At 44.5% G+C, this 19,844-nt stretch carries 13 protein-coding genes, 2 tRNA genes and 3 rRNA genes; 12 read left to right on the top strand and 6 right to left on the bottom strand.

The annotated features are described in order from the left end of the window. Positions 1-13 precede the first annotated feature (13 nt). The 3 genes from FSC11_RS14660 to FSC11_RS14650 form a co-directional block, all read right to left on the bottom strand. Entirely contained in the window at positions 14-1,099 is a 1,086-nt protein-coding gene (locus FSC11_RS14660) for a zinc-dependent alcohol dehydrogenase family protein (protein ID WP_171521722.1), read from the bottom strand. A 244-nt stretch (positions 1,100-1,343) separates the two neighbouring features. Next, positions 1,344-2,705: a UDP-N-acetylmuramate:L-alanyl-gamma-D-glutamyl-meso-diaminopimelate ligase gene (gene mpl, locus FSC11_RS14655; RefSeq protein ID WP_163167669.1), complete on the bottom strand. Its 1,362-nt coding sequence runs from the start codon at positions 2,703-2,705 to the stop codon at positions 1,344-1,346. A gap of 51 nt (positions 2,706-2,756) precedes the next feature. Beyond that, complete coding sequence (locus tag FSC11_RS14650; RefSeq protein WP_017401641.1) at positions 2,757-2,930, bottom strand: hypothetical protein; 174 nt, start codon at positions 2,928-2,930, stop codon at positions 2,757-2,759. A 5-nt stretch (positions 2,931-2,935) separates the two neighbouring features. On the opposite strand from FSC11_RS14650, the gene FSC11_RS14645 reads away from it, so the two are divergent. The 4 genes from FSC11_RS14645 (at position 2,936) to FSC11_RS14630 (ending at position 7,128) form a co-directional block, all read left to right on the top strand. After that, entirely contained in the window at positions 2,936-3,277 is a 342-nt protein-coding gene (locus FSC11_RS14645; protein WP_004813962.1) for a DMT family protein, read from the top strand. Positions 3,278-3,474: 197 nt separating this feature from the next. Then, positions 3,475-3,987, top strand: a complete 513-nt coding sequence (gene purE / locus FSC11_RS14640) for a 5-(carboxyamino)imidazole ribonucleotide mutase (RefSeq protein WP_111810723.1) — start codon at positions 3,475-3,477, stop codon at positions 3,985-3,987. A 16-nt stretch (positions 3,988-4,003) separates the two neighbouring features. After that, complete coding sequence (locus tag FSC11_RS14635; protein WP_163167667.1) at positions 4,004-5,125, top strand: 5-(carboxyamino)imidazole ribonucleotide synthase; 1,122 nt, start codon at positions 4,004-4,006, stop codon at positions 5,123-5,125. 710 nt (positions 5,126-5,835) lie between these two features. Next, positions 5,836-7,128, top strand: a complete 1,293-nt coding sequence (locus FSC11_RS14630) for a lytic murein transglycosylase (protein ID WP_111810722.1) — start codon at positions 5,836-5,838, stop codon at positions 7,126-7,128. A 76-nt stretch (positions 7,129-7,204) separates the two neighbouring features. Here FSC11_RS14630 and FSC11_RS14625 read toward each other — a convergent pair whose 3' ends face one another. Further along, positions 7,205-8,332 carry an anhydro-N-acetylmuramic acid kinase gene (locus tag FSC11_RS14625; protein WP_111810721.1) on the bottom strand — a complete coding sequence of 376 codons (1,128 nt, stop codon included), beginning with the start codon at positions 8,330-8,332 and terminating at the stop codon, positions 7,205-7,207. 63 nt (positions 8,333-8,395) lie between these two features. Here FSC11_RS14625 and tyrS point away from each other — a divergent pair, with 63 nt between their 5' ends. From tyrS to FSC11_RS14585, 8 genes are all read left to right on the top strand, one after another. Beyond that, a complete protein-coding gene (gene tyrS / locus FSC11_RS14620) occupies positions 8,396-9,628 on the top strand; it encodes a tyrosine--tRNA ligase (protein WP_004813954.1) in 1,233 nt (410 codons plus the stop codon). A gap of 532 nt (positions 9,629-10,160) precedes the next feature. After that, positions 10,161-10,463 (top strand): hypothetical protein, encoded by a 303-nt coding sequence (locus FSC11_RS14615; RefSeq protein ID WP_111810720.1) that lies wholly within the window; start codon positions 10,161-10,163, stop codon positions 10,461-10,463. 725 nt (positions 10,464-11,188) lie between these two features. Further along, a 16S ribosomal RNA gene (locus tag FSC11_RS14610) occupies positions 11,189-12,726 on the top strand. A 61-nt stretch (positions 12,727-12,787) separates the two neighbouring features. Further along, a tRNA-Ile gene (locus FSC11_RS14605) sits at positions 12,788-12,864 on the top strand. Between the two features lie 105 nt (positions 12,865-12,969). Next, positions 12,970-13,045 (top strand) — tRNA-Ala (locus tag FSC11_RS14600). A gap of 408 nt (positions 13,046-13,453) precedes the next feature. Next, a 23S ribosomal RNA gene (locus FSC11_RS14595) occupies positions 13,454-16,347 on the top strand. Between the two features lie 184 nt (positions 16,348-16,531). Next, positions 16,532-16,646 (top strand): 5S ribosomal RNA (gene rrf, locus FSC11_RS14590). Together the 16S, 23S and 5S rRNA genes with 2 tRNA genes alongside form the textbook arrangement of a ribosomal RNA operon. 277 nt (positions 16,647-16,923) lie before the next feature. Continuing rightward, positions 16,924-18,120 (top strand): PQQ-dependent sugar dehydrogenase, encoded by a 1,197-nt coding sequence (locus FSC11_RS14585; RefSeq protein WP_163167665.1) that lies wholly within the window; start codon positions 16,924-16,926, stop codon positions 18,118-18,120. Between the two features lie 567 nt (positions 18,121-18,687). Here FSC11_RS14585 and FSC11_RS14580 read toward each other — a convergent pair. Beyond that, positions 18,688-19,230, bottom strand: coding sequence for an NADPH-dependent FMN reductase (locus FSC11_RS14580; protein ID WP_163167663.1), 543 nt, complete (start codon positions 19,228-19,230; stop codon positions 18,688-18,690). A 130-nt stretch (positions 19,231-19,360) separates the two neighbouring features. Continuing rightward, positions 19,361-19,843 (bottom strand): FKBP-type peptidyl-prolyl cis-trans isomerase, encoded by a 483-nt coding sequence (locus FSC11_RS14575; protein WP_004890959.1) that lies wholly within the window; start codon positions 19,841-19,843, stop codon positions 19,361-19,363. Between the last annotated feature and the right edge of the window lies 1 nt (position 19,844).

Here is a 19,844-nt window from a genome sequence, read left to right as displayed (position 1 = left end):
TATCTGAGTTGCATTAGTTCATGTCAATCATCACTTTGAGGGCTTTTTCATCAGCCGCGTGTTTAAACACATCATAGGCCTTTTCAAACTCGTCAAATTTAAAGTGATGCGTGGCCAGTTTTTCTAGTGGTATTTTGCCGGAACAGCAGGTCTTGAGCAGCATGCCAGTGGTATTGGCATTGACCAGACCGGTAGTAATGGTCAGGTTCTTAATCCACAGTTTGTTCAGTTCAAAATTCACTGCTTTACCATGTACGCCGACGTTGGCGATATGTCCACCCTCTTTCACCACATGTTGGCAAATATTCCAGGTCGGTTCCACCCCTACCGCCTCAATGGCACAGTCAACACCGCGTCCATCGGTAATTTCTAAAATCTTTTGAATGGCATCTTCTTTACCAGAGTTAACGGTATGAGTTGCACCTACTGTTTTGGCAAATTCCAGCCGGTTATCATCCATATCTACCATAATAATATTGGCTGGAGAATAAAATTGAGCAGTGAGCAAGGCACCCATCCCGATTGGTCCTGCACCTACGATCGCGACATTGTCACCCGGTTTGACATCACCATATTGCACACCAATTTCATGTGAGGTTGGCAGGATATCGGACAGGAAGACGGCGACGTCTTCATTTAAGCCTTCAGGTAAATGGTAAAGAGAGGTGTCAGCAAAAGGTGTACGGACATATTCGGCATGGGTACCATCAATCATATAACCCATAATCCAGCCACCCTCATTACGACAGTGTGCATACAGCTGTTTCTGGCAATTTTCACAGGTACCGCAGCGGCTGACACAGGAAATAATGACCCGATCACCCTTTTTAAAGTTTTTGACTGCTGAACCGACTTCTTCAATGATGCCAATGCCTTCATGACCAAGAATCCGGCCATTAAAGTTGCCGGTTTTTTCTTTTGCCACCTGTTCAATTTCCGGGTTTTTACCTTTCCAGATGCCGAGGTCGGTCCCGCAGATCGTGACCTTAGTCAGTTTGATAACGGCATCATCGGGCTGCAAGATTTTCGGGATGGGACGTTCTTCAAAGCGGATGTCATTGGCGCCATAGTAAACCATTGCTTTCATTGTATTTGACATGGCAACTATCCTTTTTAGTGATTATTGTGGAGGATTGGCAGTCGTATTTAGCTATGACGACTGTCAGCTGAGAAACACGTAATGACTTTAAGCTAGCAGGACTTTAGGATTAGATCATTGGTAAAATAGTTAATTCCTTAAAAAAATTAAGTATTTTTTTATATTAAAAAAGGACCATAGATATGTATCTACGATCCTTGAGAAATCTTATGGAATAAAGGCTACAAGTATTGATTTAGATAATTTACTGTAAGGCGCTAATCAGTTTCCGATGCAAGCCACCAAAACCGCCATTGGACATGATCACCACAGCATCGCCTTCCCCTGCTTCAGTAACAACAGTTTGAATGATCTCATCCAAAGTACGTGCTACCACAGCTTTATTTGGTGCAGCCTCAATCACAGGTTGCAGATCCCAATCCAGACCTTCAGGCTGATACCAGATCACTTCATCCGCCAGACGTGCTGAATAAGCCAAACCCTCTTTGTGACTGCCCATACGCATGGTATTCGAACGCGGTTCAATAATCGCCCAAAGCTTACGTTCACCCAGACGCTTGCGCGCACCTTCTAAGGTCGTATCAATCGCTGTCGGATGATGGGCGAAGTCATCATAAACTTCGATACCACGGACTGTGCCTAATAGTTCCATACGGCGTTTCACACCACCAAAATTGGACAGCGCTTCACAGGCGGTTTCAATCGATACGCCGACATGTTCAGCAGCGGCAATGGTGGCCAAGGCATTCGCCACCGAATGCTGCCCGGTCATATTCCACTGTACTTCGCCTTTGACTACGCCCTGTTGCAGGACTTTGAAATGTGAACCATCTGCTGACAATTGTTCTGCATAAAGTTCAGATTTTTCGTTGGCATCTAGACTGGTGCGCACTACAGGCGTCCAGCAGCCCTGCTCCAGCACTTCATCAATATTGCTTTCAGTAATCGGCGCGATAATCCGGCCTTCACTTGGAATAGTACGAACTAAATGATGAAACTGTTTTTGAATTGCGGCCAGATCATCAAAGATATCGGCATGGTCAAATTCCAGGTTATTTAAAATTGCGGTTTTTGGATGGTAATGCACGAACTTGGAACGCTTGTCGAAGAAAGCAGAATCGTATTCATCGGCTTCGACACAGAAATATTTCCCACCACCGAGACGCGCACTTTCCGAAAAGCCCAATGGCACACCGCCAATCAGAAAACCTGGCTCCAGACCGGCTTGATCCAGTACCCAAGCCAGCATCGTGGTGGTCGTGGTTTTACCATGTGTTCCGGCGACACCCAGCACGTGTTTACCTTGCAGAACATGATCAGCCAGGAACTGCGGACCTGAAATATAAGGCAGACCTTCATTCAGCATATATTCCACGGCATCAATACTACGCTTCATGGCATTACCAACAATGACCAGATCCGGATGTGGTTGTAGGTGGCTACGGTCATAGCCCTGCATTAAAGTAATGCCTGCATTTTCCAGTTGGGTCGACATTGGTGGATACACGTTCTGGTCTGAACCTGTCACCTTATGTCCGAGGTCTCGCGCGAGTAAGGCCAGCGAGCCCATAAAGGTGCCACAAATGCCCAAGATATGCAGATGCATCTACTTCACTCCATTTTGTACTGACACATCACTTTGTTTTCTGTGCTGTTGTCATGATTTATTCGATTTACCGGCAACGATAGCAAGGCTTTGCGGGAAAAGATAGGCATTCTGGCGTGATTTTTTATGTGAAGAAACGATGCTAGATGTGATAAAAAACCAAGCTTCACGATTATCTTTTGCTGCAATAATCCGTAAAATATCCTGTAAATTTTCTACCGGCATCCGCTATGTTCTGGCCCCTGCTCCTGCTTATTTGTGCAAACTGCTTTATGACATTGGCCTGGTATGGTCATCTGAAATTTTTGCCGCATGATGCCCCAATGTGGAAGATCATTTTATTTAGCTGGGTCATTGCTTTATTTGAATATAGCCTGATGATTCCTGCAACACGTCTGATGGCGCAACACGGACTCGCAGTCGGTCAGATGAAGATCACCCAGGAAGTGGTGACGCTACTGGTCTTTGTGCCCTTTATGCTGTTTATGTTTAAACAGCCATTTAAACTGGATTATCTCTGGGCAGGATTATGCCTGTGTGGCTGTGTCTATTTCGTGTTCCGTAGCCCCTAATATCATTCAAGTGGTGTACTTCCCTATTTTTATTCCAGATTTTGAGATTTCATTAAAAAAATAAGAAAAATCGAGCCTTGCTTTGACCGTTAAATTTTATGAAGCTGAATTTTCAGTCTATAATACGAACTCCCATTAAAGCTTGGCTCTCTCGTCGAGATTTATCTTCTCTTACTTTAATCTCTGGAAACATTGCAATGAATGCGGCTGCTGCACAAGATGCTCCTCTAGTAGGTATTATCATGGGTTCTCAATCAGACTGGGCAACTCTCGAACACACTGCCAATATGCTTAAGCAGCTTGGTGTCCCATTTGAAGCCGAAGTCGTTTCTGCACACCGTACCCCTGACCGTCTGTTTGAATATGCAGAACAAGCACGCGATCGTGGCATCCAGGTGATTATTGCCGGTGCTGGTGGTGCAGCGCATTTGCCAGGCATGTGTGCCGCAAAAACCGATCTGCCAGTATTGGGTGTGCCGGTAAAATCTTCTATCTTAAATGGTGTCGATTCATTGCTTTCAATTGTACAAATGCCAGCAGGCATTGCCGTGGGTACCTTGGCGATTGGTCCTGCAGGTGCGACCAATGCAGCCATTATGGCCGCGCAAATTTTAGGTCTGACCCGTCCAGAAATCGCGAAAAATGTTGCAGATTTTCGTGCTGCACAAACGGATAAAGTCGCTAGCAACAATATTCCAGGCCAAGCTTAATACGGGATAAAACACAATGGATAAAACCATCGGTATTTTTGGTGGCGGTCAGCTCGGTCGAATGATGGCACAAGCGGCATTGCCTTTAAACATTCAATGTACTTTCTTTGAAGCCACTACAAATTGCCCTTCGGCTGCATTAGGTCCGGTATTTTCCAGCAAAGCTGAAAATGGTCTGCAAGACTTTATCAACAGTGCAGATGTGTTCAGTCTTGAATTTGAAAATACACCACTGGCTGATGTAGATGTTTTGACGAAAAACAAAGACCTGCATCCGCCACGTCAGGCTTTGGCAATTGCACAGCATCGTCTGTCTGAAAAAGCCCTGTTTGATGAACTTGAGATTCCGGTTGCGCCGTATAAAGCAGTCACTTCAGTAGAGAGCTTAAAAGCTGCTGTTGCAGAACTCGGTCTGCCGATTGTACTTAAAACTTCTCGTGGTGGTTACGATGGTAAAGGTCAATTCGTTCTACGTTCAGCAGATCAAACTGATCAGGCTTGGGCAGAACTGGGTCCTGCCGGTGAACTGATTGCAGAAAGTTTTGTCACTTTCTCACGTGAAGTCTCAATTATTGCGGTACGTGGTCAAGATGGTGATGTGAAGACCTGGCCATTGGCCGAAAATCATCATCATAATGGCATTCTGTCTCATTCGATTGTACCTGCACCCAACAGTGCGGACTTGCAGCCAGTCGCACAAGATTACATCACTCGCCTACTGAATCATCTGAACTATGTGGGTGTATTAACTCTTGAGCTGTTTGTGACAGATAAGGGGCTATACGCCAACGAGATGGCACCACGTGTGCATAATTCAGGTCACTGGTCGATTGAAGGTGCAGTGTGTTCGCAGTTTGAAAACCATGTGCGTGCGGTGGCTGGATTGCCTTTAGGTTCAACTGACGTGATCCGTCCAACCGTGCTGGTGAATATCATCGGTCAACATCCAAAATCTGAAGATGTTCTAGCCTTGGAAGGCGCGCATTTGCACTTATACAATAAGTCAGAACGTGAAGGCCGTAAGATTGGTCACATCACCCTGATACCAACCGACAGTGCACAATTGACTATGCTATGTCGTCAATTGGCGAAGATTTTACCGAATCCATTGGCATTGAGCGAAGATATGAGCATCTAAACTTTAACTTGCTGATAAAAAAAGCGATCACACCTGTGGTCGCTTTTTTATTTGTCGGCTTTCAGGCATGATTGCGCCTCCTTAAAAATCCCTGCCATTGGTCGGATCATTTTTAAAATCAATTGCTTATAGTTTGATCAATTGAGTATAAATATAACAACCCAAAAAACCTATTTTTGGTCTGATTTTTAGCTTGTTCAGTTGAGGATCAGCCTGAAAATCAGCATTTGAATTTAAAACTGGAACACAGTTTTGAATTTAAATTCATAAAAATAAATTCAAATTTAAATCGAACTTTGAATTTAAACTCGTGCTTTTAAATTTAAAAAATATGAATTTAAATTTATAGCTGGTAAATGAATTCAAAGTTTTTGAATTTAAATCGACCCACCTGTTGTTAATGAATTTAAAACCAGAATATTGAAAGCTATAAGCATTCTGCTGCGTGGCGGCTTATTTCCAAACAAGTTATCCACATTAATTTTTTTAAATTCAAAATGGATGTTTGTTGGTTTTGAATTTAAATTTAAAAAATCATTTGATTTGAATTTAAAGTAGCCTTGTGGATAAGTATTTTTAAATTTAAAAATTACAAAATGAATTTAAAAGTGTAGAAATTATGAATTTAAAGTTACGTATTGGCGCTTTAATTTTCCTTATGAGCTGCTAAGGTAGAAACATAATTCAAAATCTAAATATTCAAGGGTCTTATGCAACGGCTTGCACTTTTTATTGGTTCGGTGGTCTTGGCGGCTTCACAGGCACAGGCTGAACTTATTATTAATGGTCAGCGTGTCACGTCGACGGATTTGACCTCTACTTCAAATCGCCCGAATTATGCAGCTCAGAATAATTTTCAAAGCTGTCTGGCCAATTTGCGTAGTCAAGCGATTGCCAAAGGTGTGAGCGGCAGTACTTATGATCGTTATACCCAAAATTTAAGCCCGGATTATTCAGTCATTGAACGCCTGAATTACCAGCCTGAATTTTCTACCCCAATTTGGGACTATCTGTCTGGTCTGGTCGATGAGGAGCGCGTACAGCAAGGCCGTCAGAAATTACAGCAGCATCGCGACGTATTAAATCGAGTTAGTGCTGCTTATGGCATTCCGGCTGAAACTGTGGTGGCAGTCTGGGGCGTGGAAAGTAATTATGGTGATATTTCTGGTAAATATCCTTTATTACAGGCGCTCGGTACTTTGAGTTGTGAAGGTCGTCGTCAAAGCTATTTCCGTGGTGAGTTCTTTACTACCATGAAGTTGTTGCAACGTGGTGATGTCTATGAAAACCAGCTTAAAGGTTCATGGGCAGGAGCTTTTGGTCACACCCAGTTTATGCCATCCACTTATGATGAACTGGCGGTCGATTTTGATGGTGATGGGCGTCGTGATCTCGTCAGCAGCATCCCGGATGCCTTGGCTTCAACAGCCAACTTCTTGAAAAAACGCGGCTGGCAGAGCGGACAGCCATGGGGTTTTGAAGTAAAAATTCCTCAAGGTATGTCAGTTTCTGGTGAAGGTCGTCGCAATAAAAAATCCTTGAGTAGTTGGATCAATCAAGGTCTGGTTCGTGCCGATGGTTCGGCATTAGTTCAAGGGAATTTATCGGAATCCTCTCAAGCTGGTTTATTGGCGCCTGCCGGTGCCAATGGCCCGGTGTTCCTGGTCTTTAAAAACTTTGATGCCATTTATAGTTATAATGCAGCTGAAAGCTATGCTTTAGCCATTGCACATCTTTCAGATCGTTTGCAAGGTAAAGGTGGCTTGGTGCAAGCATGGCCAACCGATGATGCTGGCACATCACGTGCAGAACGTCGAGAGATTCAGCAATTCTTGCTCAATAAAGGTTATGACATTGGGGCAGTGGATGGTTTGATTGGGGATAAAACCCGTCAGGCGATCCGCCAAGAGCAGATCCGTTTAGGCTTAACTCCAACCGGACGGGCAGGTCAGCAGATTTTACGTGCGTTTCGGAATGAAAATGCCAAACTGATGATGCAATAACAGAGATTGAAAAAAGGTCTGCAATAATGCAGACCTTTTTTATTTAACTATAATATAGTTATAAGAGTTCATGAGATTAAACTGCTGTAATCGTACCGAGCACACGATAGCCTGAAGCCCCAGTCACAGCTGGCAGATTGCCACTCAGCTGATTCATAAAGCGCATCGCTAGCCAGGCAAAGGCAGTGCCTTCGACCCATGTTGGATTTAAGCCTAAATCAGCTGTGGTTTGCACACTCCAGTGATGTTTACGCAAACGCCAGCGCAGCTGTTCCAGTAGATGTGAATTATAAGCACCACCTCCACAAACATAGACTTCACCCGTATCCAGACCAGAGCGATAAATCGCTTTTTTAATGGCACGTGTGGTGAGCTTCATGAGCGTCGCCTGAACATTTTCTGGAGTATCTTCCAGCTCATCATATTCTAAAGCGCTACGCCAGTCAGCAATCTGTTCATCCAGCCATTCCAAATTAAAGTCTTCACGGCCAGTACTTTTGGGAGGTTCTTTGGAGAAAAATGTATGTTCCTGCAAACGATCTAACAGGCTACGGATGGGTGTACCATAGGCTGCCCAGTTGCCATTTTCATCAAAAGGCTGGCCGGTATAACGCTCACACCAGGCATCCATCAGAATATTGGCTGGACCGGTATCAAAGCCGTAGACTTGATCTGGCTGACCAGCAGGCAGAATACTGACATTGGCAATACCGCCCAGGTTTAGAATCACCCGGTGAATACTGTCATGCTGAAAAATATCCTGATGGAAAGCCGGAACTAGCGGTGCACCCTGGCCACCAGCCGCCAGGTCACGGCGACGGAAATCGGAAATCACTGGAATCTGGGTAATTTCAGTAATAATGTTTGGATCACCGATCTGCAAGGTAAAGCCATGTTCAGGACGGTGGCGAATAGTCTGTCCATGTGAGCCAATAGCTTTGATTTGTGTGCGATCCAGATTATTTTTTTCTATCAGCGCATTAATACCATGACCAATCATCTGTGCCAGCGCAACATCTGCTTTACCCATGCGGTCAATTTCATTATCGCCTGGCAGTGTGAGCGCCATCAATTCATCACGAAGATCATGATCAAAAGGTAGGGTGAGGGTGGCATGAAGCTGGAGTGGATCAAAAGAAGCAGCAACAATATCGACACCATCCATGCTTGTGCCGGTCATTACCCCAATATAGATCGCTGTCATGGTTATTCTTAAGCCTGCAATATGCTGAAAAAGTGTTAGTATATCGCACAAATTGAATAACTGATGTATTTGGGTTTTGTGATGTCAAATTTCCTGCCGGCTGAAGAACAACTTGCCCTCATCCAACGAGGCACACACGAAATTATTTCTGAAGAAGATCTTCTAAAGAAATTAAAGCAGAATCGTCCACTAAAAATTAAAGCGGGTTTTGACCCCACTGCACCTGACTTGCACTTAGGTCATACTGTACTGATCAATAAGCTAAAAGTGTTCCAAGACCTGGGCCACGAAGTTTTCTTCCTGATTGGTGACTATACTGCGATGATCGGTGATCCAACCGGCAAAAGTGCAACACGTCCACCATTATCGCGAGAGCAAGTTTTAGAAAACGCTAAAACTTATCAAGAACAAGTATTTAAAATTCTTGATCCAAACAAAACCAAAGTGGTGTTTAACTCGGAATGGTTTGCACAAAAAACTGCTGCTGATCTGATTCAACTGGCATCACAGCAAACTGTTGCCCGTATGCTTGAGCGTGATGACTTCACAAAACGTTATAACAACCAGCAACCGATTGCGATTCATGAATTCCTGTATCCACTGGTACAAGGTTATGACTCAGTAGCACTAGAAGCGGACGTAGAGCTGGGTGGCACAGACCAGACCTTTAACCTGTTAATGGGTCGTACCCTTCAAGGTCGTTATGACCAGGAAGCACAAGTCTGTATTACAGTACCAATTCTTGAAGGTTTAGATGGCGTTAATAAAATGTCTAAATCTTTAGGTAACTATATTGGCGTATTTGATGCGCCAGGTGCGATGTACCAGAAAGTACTGTCAATGCCGGATTCACTGATCGAACGTTACTTTGATCTGCTTAGCTTCAAATCTGTAGAGGAAATTCAGGTATTGCTGAAAGAGATTGAAGAAGGTCGTAATCCACAGGAAGTGAAACGCATTCTTGCACTGGAACTGGTTGAACGTTTCCATGGAAGTGAGGCTGCTGCGCATGCACATAAAGGCGCGGGTAATATCATTACTGAGGGTGAGCTTCCTGAAGGCACACCGGAAGTAACCATTTCATTAAGCGAGTTCGGTGGTGAAATCTTTATTACTTCAATCCTGCGTGAAGCGGGTCTGACTAAAAACTCGGCACAAGCCAAAGATGCGCTGGGTCGTGGTGCAGTAAAAGTAGACTGGCAACCAGTTGATACGTCTTTTTCTGTGAAAGAAAACGTGACTTTGATTGTTCAGGCGAGCAAAAAAGCGATTGCAAAAGTGACCTTTGTTGATTAAGACACTTTCTAAGTTATTGAATTAAAAGCAGGCTTCGGCCTGCTTTTTTTTATATGACTCTATATTCAAAAATCAAATAAGCAAATTCAAAAAAAACCTTATAAAAACAAGAGTTAAATTTTGCCGAATTCCTTGCGTTTCCTTATTATTATGTATAAGATTTATTCATCTAGAGAATTCGCTTTAAGCACATCTAGAGGGTAGTGGTAATAATAAATAACTCCACAACTTATAGTCTCTTCCCCAAGAGACTTTTTTAAGATACTGAAGCAAATAACTATAATAATGACATACTGGATCGGGTAAAGATTCAATTCCGAGGGAGAGATTTTGGGAGAGATCTCTTCCTTTTTTATTTGTAAAACTCCAGTTTTTCTTTCTATATTTCTTTTAAAAATCAAATTTTTTATTTGCTTTAAATCCACTACAGATCGCCGGATAGATACTGACATCCAGAAAATTATCAGTATGCTGATCACATCAGGTCTCAAAGAAGATCTAGAAATTTAAAATAAGAGGGTAAGCAGTGTTTATGTATCACTATCGGACTCAAGATATTTTTGATCAGGAAATTGATTTTATTTTACGTTTTCTATTTGAATACGATACGCCTGAGCAGAAACAGAAATCTTTTAAACAGGCATATACTTTATTACAGAAACTCGATCTGGCATCACACTATCTTCTCTTTTCCTTAGTCAAAGAGCGGTTACCTCGTCGGGCTAAATTGTTATTTGCTGCTGAGGACTATAAAGGTAAGAAAGAAGTGATTGAAGAAGTCATGCATCACTGGGTGGGACATAAGTATCGCCAATACGTAGCTTCGCTATCTTAATATTCTCTTTGGCTTTATATAGATATTAAAAAGTCAGGTTTCGTAACTTATATAAAGCTGAATACGGCTGATTTGACTATTTTGACTTTTTAAAACCTGTGATTAGAAAAAGAAGTCGCTATGAAAGCAGCAAACTGACTTTACTGATAGGACCTATATCTATTAGTCGGATAGAAAATAGCAAAATATGTAAGCTGATATAAGCAAGTTTTGAAAAATTCTGAATACAGAGTTGAAATTTTACAGTCTTATTAAGATTTAGTAATTTTTTGAGAGCTATTAAGTCTTAATGAAAATAACCGTTTTAAAATGAATTGCACTGAATACAGGTTTTATTTCAAAAAAATGGTTAAATTTTAGATAAAAAAGCGATTTTTTAGTGATTTTCGTAGAAAAAAGATACATACGTGAAAAATATAGTGAATTGGGGGTTGCAATGATTCTGAAATCCTCTAGAATGCACCCATACCGACGAGATACACGGTGATGAACGAAGCGAGACGCTGAGTTGTCCGGTGTTTTGAGTCCAGCTTCTGGCACTGACGAGGTGTTAGAAAGATCATTAAGAGATTATGAAGAACAACTTGTGTGGATTTTTACTGGTTGATTGATCGAAATTATTTTCATTGATTGATGGTAGAAATTACTCGAAGTTTATTTGAGAAATTGATGTCAGAAAATTGATGAGCCAGATTTGGTGTTTTGAATAAAGCACTATTGATTTTAAACTGAAGAGTTTGATCATGGCTCAGATTGAACGCTGGCGGCAGGCTTAACACATGCAAGTCGAGCGGGGAAAGGTAGCTTGCTACTGGACCTAGCGGCGGACGGGTGAGTAATGCTTAGGAATCTGCCTATTAGTGGGGGACAACATTCCGAAAGGAATGCTAATACCGCATACGCCCTACGGGGGAAAGCAGGGGATCTTCGGACCTTGCGCTAATAGATGAGCCTAAGTCGGATTAGCTAGTTGGTGGGGTAAAGGCCTACCAAGGCGACGATCTGTAGCGGGTCTGAGAGGATGATCCGCCACACTGGGACTGAGACACGGCCCAGACTCCTACGGGAGGCAGCAGTGGGGAATATTGGACAATGGGCGGAAGCCTGATCCAGCCATGCCGCGTGTGTGAAGAAGGCCTTTTGGTTGTAAAGCACTTTAAGCGAGGAGGAGGCTCCTTTAGTTAATACCTAAAGTGAGTGGACGTTACTCGCAGAATAAGCACCGGCTAACTCTGTGCCAGCAGCCGCGGTAATACAGAGGGTGCGAGCGTTAATCGGATTTACTGGGCGTAAAGCGTGCGTAGGCGGCTTTTTAAGTCGGATGTGAAATCCCTGAGCTTAACTTAGGAATTGCATTCGATACTGGAAAGCTAGAGTATGGGAGAGGATGGTAGAATTCCAGGTGTAGCGGTGAAATGCGTAGAGATCTGGAGGAATACCGATGGCGAAGGCAGCCATCTGGCCTAATACTGACGCTGAGGTACGAAAGCATGGGGAGCAAACAGGATTAGATACCCTGGTAGTCCATGCCGTAAACGATGTCTACTAGCCGTTGGGGCCTTTGAGGCTTTAGTGGCGCAGCTAACGCGATAAGTAGACCGCCTGGGGAGTACGGTCGCAAGACTAAAACTCAAATGAATTGACGGGGGCCCGCACAAGCGGTGGAGCATGTGGTTTAATTCGATGCAACGCGAAGAACCTTACCTGGCCTTGACATACTAAGAACTTTCCAGAGATGGATTGGTGCCTTCGGGAACTTAGATACAGGTGCTGCATGGCTGTCGTCAGCTCGTGTCGTGAGATGTTGGGTTAAGTCCCGCAACGAGCGCAACCCTTTTCCTTATTTGCCAGCGGGTAATGCCGGGAACTTTAAGGATACTGCCAGTGACAAACTGGAGGAAGGCGGGGACGACGTCAAGTCATCATGGCCCTTACGGCCAGGGCTACACACGTGCTACAATGGTCGGTACAAAGGGTTGCTACCTCGCGAGAGGATGCTAATCTCAAAAAGCCGATCGTAGTCCGGATCGCAGTCTGCAACTCGACTGCGTGAAGTCGGAATCGCTAGTAATCGCGGATCAGAATGCCGCGGTGAATACGTTCCCGGGCCTTGTACACACCGCCCGTCACACCATGGGAGTTTGTTGCACCAGAAGTAGGTAGTCTAACCGTAAGGAGGACGCTTACCACGGTGTGGCCGATGACTGGGGTGAAGTCGTAACAAGGTAGCCGTAGGGGAACCTGCGGCTGGATCACCTCCTTAACGAAAGATTGACGATTGGTAAGAATCCACAACAAGTTGTTCTTCATGACGATGTATCTGAGGGTCTGTAGCTCAGTTGGTTAGAGCACACGCTTGATAAGCGTGGGGTCACAAGTTCAAGTCTTGTCAGACCCACCACTACTTGAGTGAGGGTCAGCAAAACATGTTTTGCCCGAACGCAAGGCTAACGAACGAAAGTGAGTGCGCAGGCAGTAATACGATACATTGACTTATTGATAAGCTGGGGACTTAGCTTAGTTGGTAGAGCGCCTGCTTTGCACGCAGGAGGTCAGGAGTTCGACTCTCCTAGTCTCCACCACTCATTGCGATGCAATGAGTTAAACATTAAGCAAACGAACTGATAGCTTATAGAGCTTAGTGATTAAGTTGCGTATAATGCGCGGCATTGTTATTAAGCTCTGTGATTTATCACAGTTGACTGTAGTCCGACGAGGATACAGTGAATCATTAACAGAATATATTTGAGTTGAAATAATTTGTTCAAACTCGTTTCAAGATCAACATTAACAGTAATTTATTACTGAGACATGAAGATTAAGAAATGAGTTCTAGCGATTAAACTGAATCAAGCGTTTTGGTATATGAATCTAATTGAAGCTGTACAGTGATTAAGTTCACGAAACTCTAACTGTGAGAAAGGCTAGTTTACTAGTTGATCTTGTTGTTAATCTTACTTGTAAGGATTAACGACTGTTTGGGGTTGTATAGTCAAGTAATTAAGTGCATGTGGTGGATGCCTTGGCAGTCAGAGGCGAAGAAAGACGTGATAGCCTGCGAAAAGCTCCGGGGAGGCGGCAAATATCCTGTGATCCGGAGATGTCTGAATGGGGAAACCCACCTGGTATAAGCCAGGTATCGTATGATGAATACATAGTCATACGAGGCGAACGGAGGGAAGTGAAACATCTCAGTACCTCTAGGAAAAGAAATCAATTGAGATTCCCTCAGTAGCGGCGAGCGAACGGGGAACAGCCCATTAAGTCATATCAGTTTTAGTGGAATGCTCTGGGAAGTGCAACCATAGTGGGTGATAGTCCTGTACACGAAAGGGCTGATATGATGATGTCGAGTAGGGCGAGGCACGTGAAACCTTGTCTGAATATGGGGGGACCATCCTCCAAGGCTAAATACTCCTGACTGACCGATAGTGAACCAGTACCGTGAGGGAAAGGCGAAAAGAACCCCTGTGAGGGGAGTGAAATAGATCCTGAAACCGCATGCATACAAGCAGTGGGAGCCAACTTGTTTGGTGACTGCGTACCTTTTGTATAATGGGTCAGCGACTTATATTCAGTAGCAAGGTTAACCGTATAGGGGAGCCGTAGGGAAACCGAGTCTTAATAGGGCGTTTAGTTGCTGGGTATAGACCCGAAACCGGGTGATCTATCCATGAGCAGGTTGAAGGTTAGGTAACACTGACTGGAGGACCGAACCCACTGTCGTTGAAAAGCCAGGGGATGACTTGTGGATAGGGGTGAAAGGCTAATCAAACTCGGTGATAGCTGGTTCTCCCCGAAAGCTATTTAGGTAGCGCCTCGGACGAATACCATTGGGGGTAGAGCACTGTTTCGGCTAGGGGGTCATCCCGACTTACCAAACCGATGCAAACTCCGAATACCAATGAGTACTATCCGGGAGACAGACTGCGGGTGCTAACGTCCGTAGTCAAGAGGAAAACAATCCAGACCGCCAGCTAAGGCCCCTAAATTATAGTTAAGTGGGAAACGATGTGGGAAGGCATAGACAGCTAGGAGGTTGGCTTAGAAGCAGCCACCCTTTAAAGAAAGCGTAATAGCTCACTAGTCGAGTCGGCCTGCGCGGAAGATGTAACGGGGCTAAAACTATATGCCGAAGCTGCGGATTTACACATTAGTGTAAGTGGTAGGGGAGCGTTCTGTAAGCCGATGAAGGTGGATTGAGAAGTCTGCTGGAGGTATCAGAAGTGCGAATGCTGACGTGAGTAACGACAAAGCGGGTGAAAAACCCGCTCGCTGAAAGACCAAGGGTTCCAGTCCAACGTTAATCGGGGCTGGGTGAGTCGACCCCTAAGGCGAGGCCGAGAGGCGTAGTCGATGGGAAATTGGTTAATATTCCAATACTTCTGTTTAATGCGATGAGAGGACGGAGAAGGTTAAGTCAGCCTGGCGTTGGTTGTCCAGGTGGAAGGTTGTAGGCATGTATCTTAGGCAAATCCGGGGTACTCTATGCTGAGAACTGATAGCAAGCTGTACTTGTACAGTGAAGTGGCTGATACCATACTTCCAGGAAAAGTCTCTAAGCTTCAGTTAAACAGGAATCGTACCCGAAACCGACACAGGTGGTCAGGTCGAGTAGACCAAAGCGCTTGAGAGAACTCTGCTGAAGGAACTAGGCAAAATGGTACCGTAACTTCGGGAGAAGGTACGCTGCCGGCGGTGATAGGACTTGCTCCTTGAGCTGTTGGCAGCCTCAGAAACCAGGCCCCTGCAACTGTTTATTAAAAACATAGCACTCTGCAAACACGAAAGTGGACGTATAGGGTGTGATGCCTGCCCGGTGCTGGAAGGTTAATTGATGTGGTTAGCGCAAGCGAAGCTATTGATCGAAGCCCCAGTAAACGGCGGCCGTAACTATAACGGTCCTAAGGTAGCGAAATTCCTTGTCGGGTAAGTTCCGACCTGCACGAATGGCATAATGATGGGGGCGCTGTCTCCAGCAGAGGCTCAGTGAAATCGAAATCGCCGTGAAGATGCGGTGTACCCGCGGCTAGACGGAAAGACCCCGTGAACCTTTACTGCAGCTTGACATTGAACTTTGATCTTACTTGTGTAGGATAGGTGGGAGGCTTTGAAGTCGCGACGCTAGTTGCGATGGAGCCGTCCTTGAAATACCACCCTGGTAATATTGAGGTTCTAACTCTGTCCCGTTATCCGGGACGAGGACCATGTCTGGTGGGTAGTTTGACTGGGGCGGTCTCCTCCTAAAGAGTAACGGAGGAGTACGAAGGTGCGCTCAGCGTGGTCGGAAATCACGCGTAGAGTATAAAGGCAAAAGCGCGCTTAACTGCGAGACCCACAAGTCGAGCAGGTACGAAAGTAGGTCTTAGTGATCCGGTGGTTCTGTATGGAAGGGCCATCGCTCAACGGATAAAAGGTACTCTGGGGATAACAGGCTGATACCGCCCAAGAGTTCATATCGACGGCGGTGTTTGGCACCTCGATGTCGGCTCATCTCATCCTGGGGCTGAAGCAGGTCCCAAGGGTATGGCTGTTCGCCATTTAAAGAGGTACGCGAGCTGGGTTTAGAACGTCGTGAGACAGTTCGGTCCCTATCTACCGTGGGCGCTGGAAATTTGAGAGGATCTGCTCCTAGTACGAGAGGACCAGAGTGGACGAACCTCTGGTGTACCGGTTGTGACGCCAGTCGCATCGCCGGGTAGCTATGTTCGGAAGGGATAACCGCTGAAAGCATCTAAGCGGGAAGCCTACCTCAAGATAAGATTTCCCTGTGACTTTATGTCACCTAAAGAGCCGTTGAAGACTACGACGTTGATAGGTTGGATGTGGAAGCATAGTGATATGTGAAGCTGACCAATACTAATTGCTCGTGAGGCTTGACTATACAACACCCAAACAGTTGTTGTATAACGCTCAATTGATTTCATATTGATCTAATGATCAAACAAAAACTTTATTTAGTGAACGCTAAAGAACAAACTACAGCAACTCAGATATTATCTGTTAATAACTCATTTGACCAAGCATTGGCATCTAAATAAGACCAAACGCAAAGTCATACCAGTTGTGCTGGCGACCATAGCAAGAGTGAACCACCTGATCCCTTCCCGAACTCAGAAGTGAAACCTCTTAGCGCTGATGGTAGTGTGGGATTACCCATGTGAGAGTAAGTCATCGCCAGCTCATTATTCTAAACACCCCCTTCAATAGAAGGGGGTGTTTTTTTATGCCTGAGATTTAATCGATTGATCGCTTAGTGAAAACTGCGGACCAAAAGCTCTATCAGGTGAAAGTCTAATGTGATTCAGCCTGTAGCAAGGGATGGTTTCAATATAGTTAGGACTTATCGGCGCAAGCTAGGGTTATTTCCGTTTACGATTGTTAACCTTTTTATGCTTTTAGTGAGCGTTTGAGATGCTAAATTGTAAGTTATTCGTTTTAATAAGTATGTAGAATAACAATGAAACAGGTTCATCTCGCAGCAATGTTGTGTTTAGGCTTTATCCCTTATAGCCTGACTGCCTGTCATGCACAGAACAAGACGTCACAGGAACTCAATAAGAGTCCGGAAGCGGCAAACTCTACTTCCGAAACTGTAATTGCACCTTCTTCCACTCAAGTACAGCAAGCCTATAAGGTCAATAATATTGCCGAGTTTAATGAACCATGGGCGATAGCACCTTTAAAGGATGGTCGTCTACTGGTTACCGAGCGTAAAGGCAGGCTGTACTTATTCGATCCAGAAACCAAGAAAAAGACTGAAATTAAAGGCACCCCGGAAGTGGCTTATGGCGGTCAGGGCGGCTTGGGAGATGTCGCATTACATCCTGATTTCGCCAATACCCCATGGATCTATCTGAGCTATGCTGAACAGGGTCAAGGCGGTTATGGCGCAGTAGTAATTCGTGGCAAGTTGGATTTGAAGCGTAGTACACCACAGCTCACCCAGATCGAAAAAATCTGGACTCAGGTTCCTAAATTTTCTTCGGGGCAGGGCCACTATGGACACCGAATTGTATTCGGGCCGGATGGCAAGCTCTGGATCAGCTCGGGTGAACGTCAACAGTTTGATCCTGCACAAGATATGAAGTCTAACGCCGGTAAAATTATTCGCCTGAACGATGATGGCTCGATCGCTGCCGATAATCCCTTTATGAATCAGGGTGAAATTGCCCAGCAGGTTTGGAGTCTTGGACACCGTAATCCTCTGGGAATGGCGTTTGATCCCAAAGGGCAGCTCTGGGTCATTGAAATGGGACCGAAGGGCGGTGATGAACTAAACAAGATTATCAAGGCTAAAAATTATGGCTATCCTTTAGTATCAAATGGTGATCATTATGATGGAAAGCCAATTCCTGACCACAGTACCCGACCTGAATTTGAAGCACCTGTATTGGACTGGACGCCGGTAATCTCTCCATCTGACCTGAACTTCTATACCGGAAAAATGTTCCCGCAATGGCAAAATAAAGCGATAGCCACAGGTCTTTCTTCCAAGGCAATTATTATTATAGATACAATGCAGCAACCTGCCAAAGAAGTTCAACGGCTCGATATGAAAGCACGGATTCGTGGCGCAGTACAGGCTCAGGATGGGGGCATCTGGGTGATTGAAGATGGTCCTCAGGCACGTTTGTTAAAGGTCACAGCGCTTTAAGTCATAATTTTTATATAGATAGGAGGATTCTTAGGAATCCTCTTTTCATTTAAGAGTAAAAATATGCTTATAAAGGTATAAAAGAAAAAGCCCTGACATCCTGTCAGGGCTTTTCCAGATTCATTTATCAAGGTATAACTCCTGTCATACCGATCAGCTTCCTGCTGCATTTATTGTTTTTTATTCTTCAAGACATCCTGTCCTGTATGTCTTAACTATAAGAAGAATTCCGGATTTGGTATAGTCTCAATTCTCCCCAATACTTGTGCGCCATAGCGTACAGTGGTGCTGAAATTTACAGCAGGATAGTGCAAATATTTAAGCTTATAGAAAACCCAGGAAGTAAAAGGCCTCGACAGGATGTCGAGGTCTTCTAGATTTGCTGTGAAGATCTGACTCCTGTCGGATCTGGCAACTTCCTGTTGTAATGCGCTTTTTCTTATTCTTGTATCGCTATTGGACATCCTGTCCGGTGATGACTTAAATATAGCGTGTATATTTGTAGGCAAATAGCAGTGATTTCTGCTTGGCTTGTAAGCTAAAACGGACGTGGCTGTCCGCGACAACTTATGCACTGACGTACTGAATTAGCTTGTCTACCACGCCTCGCAGGGTTTTATTATCAAATTCATTCCCATCAAAGGTATAGTCCTTAGCACGACTAAAGATATCACGGATTTCGATTACCGCATTGGTATCCACTAAACCAAGCTGCGTACCGACCTGACGGATCTGATCGATAGAGCGCGAGCCATTGGTCGCACCATAGCCGACATAAGCCGCCGGTTTGCCTTGCCATTCCTTACCCAGATAATCCAGGGCATTTTTCAGGGCTGGACTGTAGCCATGGTTATATTCCGGGCTGATAAAAATAATGGCATCTGCGAGTGCAATAAAATCAGCCCATTCCTGCTGTTTAGGCTGGTCATAAATACCGGTGAGTGGAGGATGTGCGCCAGCAAACATCGGCAGGTCCCATTCTTTCAGATCGACAATTTCAGCTTCCACTGTACTGAAGTGATAGGTTTTAATTTGTTTAAAGATCCAGTCAGCTACTTTGATCGCTACACGTCCTTCGCGAATACTGCCTACAATGATGTAAATCTTCATTTTATTATCCTGTCATTGCTTCACTCAATTTAAATTAATCAGAATAAGCAAGGATGAATAGGCATGATTTGTATCTTGGTATCTGCGTTATAAAAAAAGCGCCCGAAGGCGCTTTGTCGTGAAATGATGCTTACATCAATTTCACACCTTGTTGACCGGCTGGGGTTACTTTAAAGATTTCTACTTCAAAAGTAATATTCTTGCCAGCTAGCGGGTGGTTGAAATCCACTTCAGTGATGTCATCACCGACGGTTTTCACCACGCCATACAGGCTTTGTTTCGCTTTGTCTTCAAACTCGATCATATGACCTTCAATTGGACGTTCGCCAAATTTCACAGTATCAAATTTTTGTACGTTTTCAGGATTCCATGGACCGAAAGCATCTTCAGGAGGAAGACTTACGGTACGACGGTCACCGGCGCGTAAACCGAACAGCGCTTTTTCAAAGCCTGGTAGCAAGCTGCCATCGCCCATCACCAGACTTACCGGCTCAGTACGACTGCGGGTATTGTCAATTTCAACACCATTTTCAATGGCTACTGAGAAATGAAGCTCAACCTTAGAGCCAGCTTCAATACGAGTTTCCTCGTTAGGATTAATAAAATCAGTCATG

It is taken from the genome of Acinetobacter schindleri, from assembly GCF_010918895.1.
GTDB lineage: Bacteria > Pseudomonadota > Gammaproteobacteria > Pseudomonadales > Moraxellaceae > Acinetobacter > Acinetobacter schindleri.
Note: the sequence above shows the minus strand (reverse complement) of the source record. Positions and strands in the feature narration are given on the sequence as shown.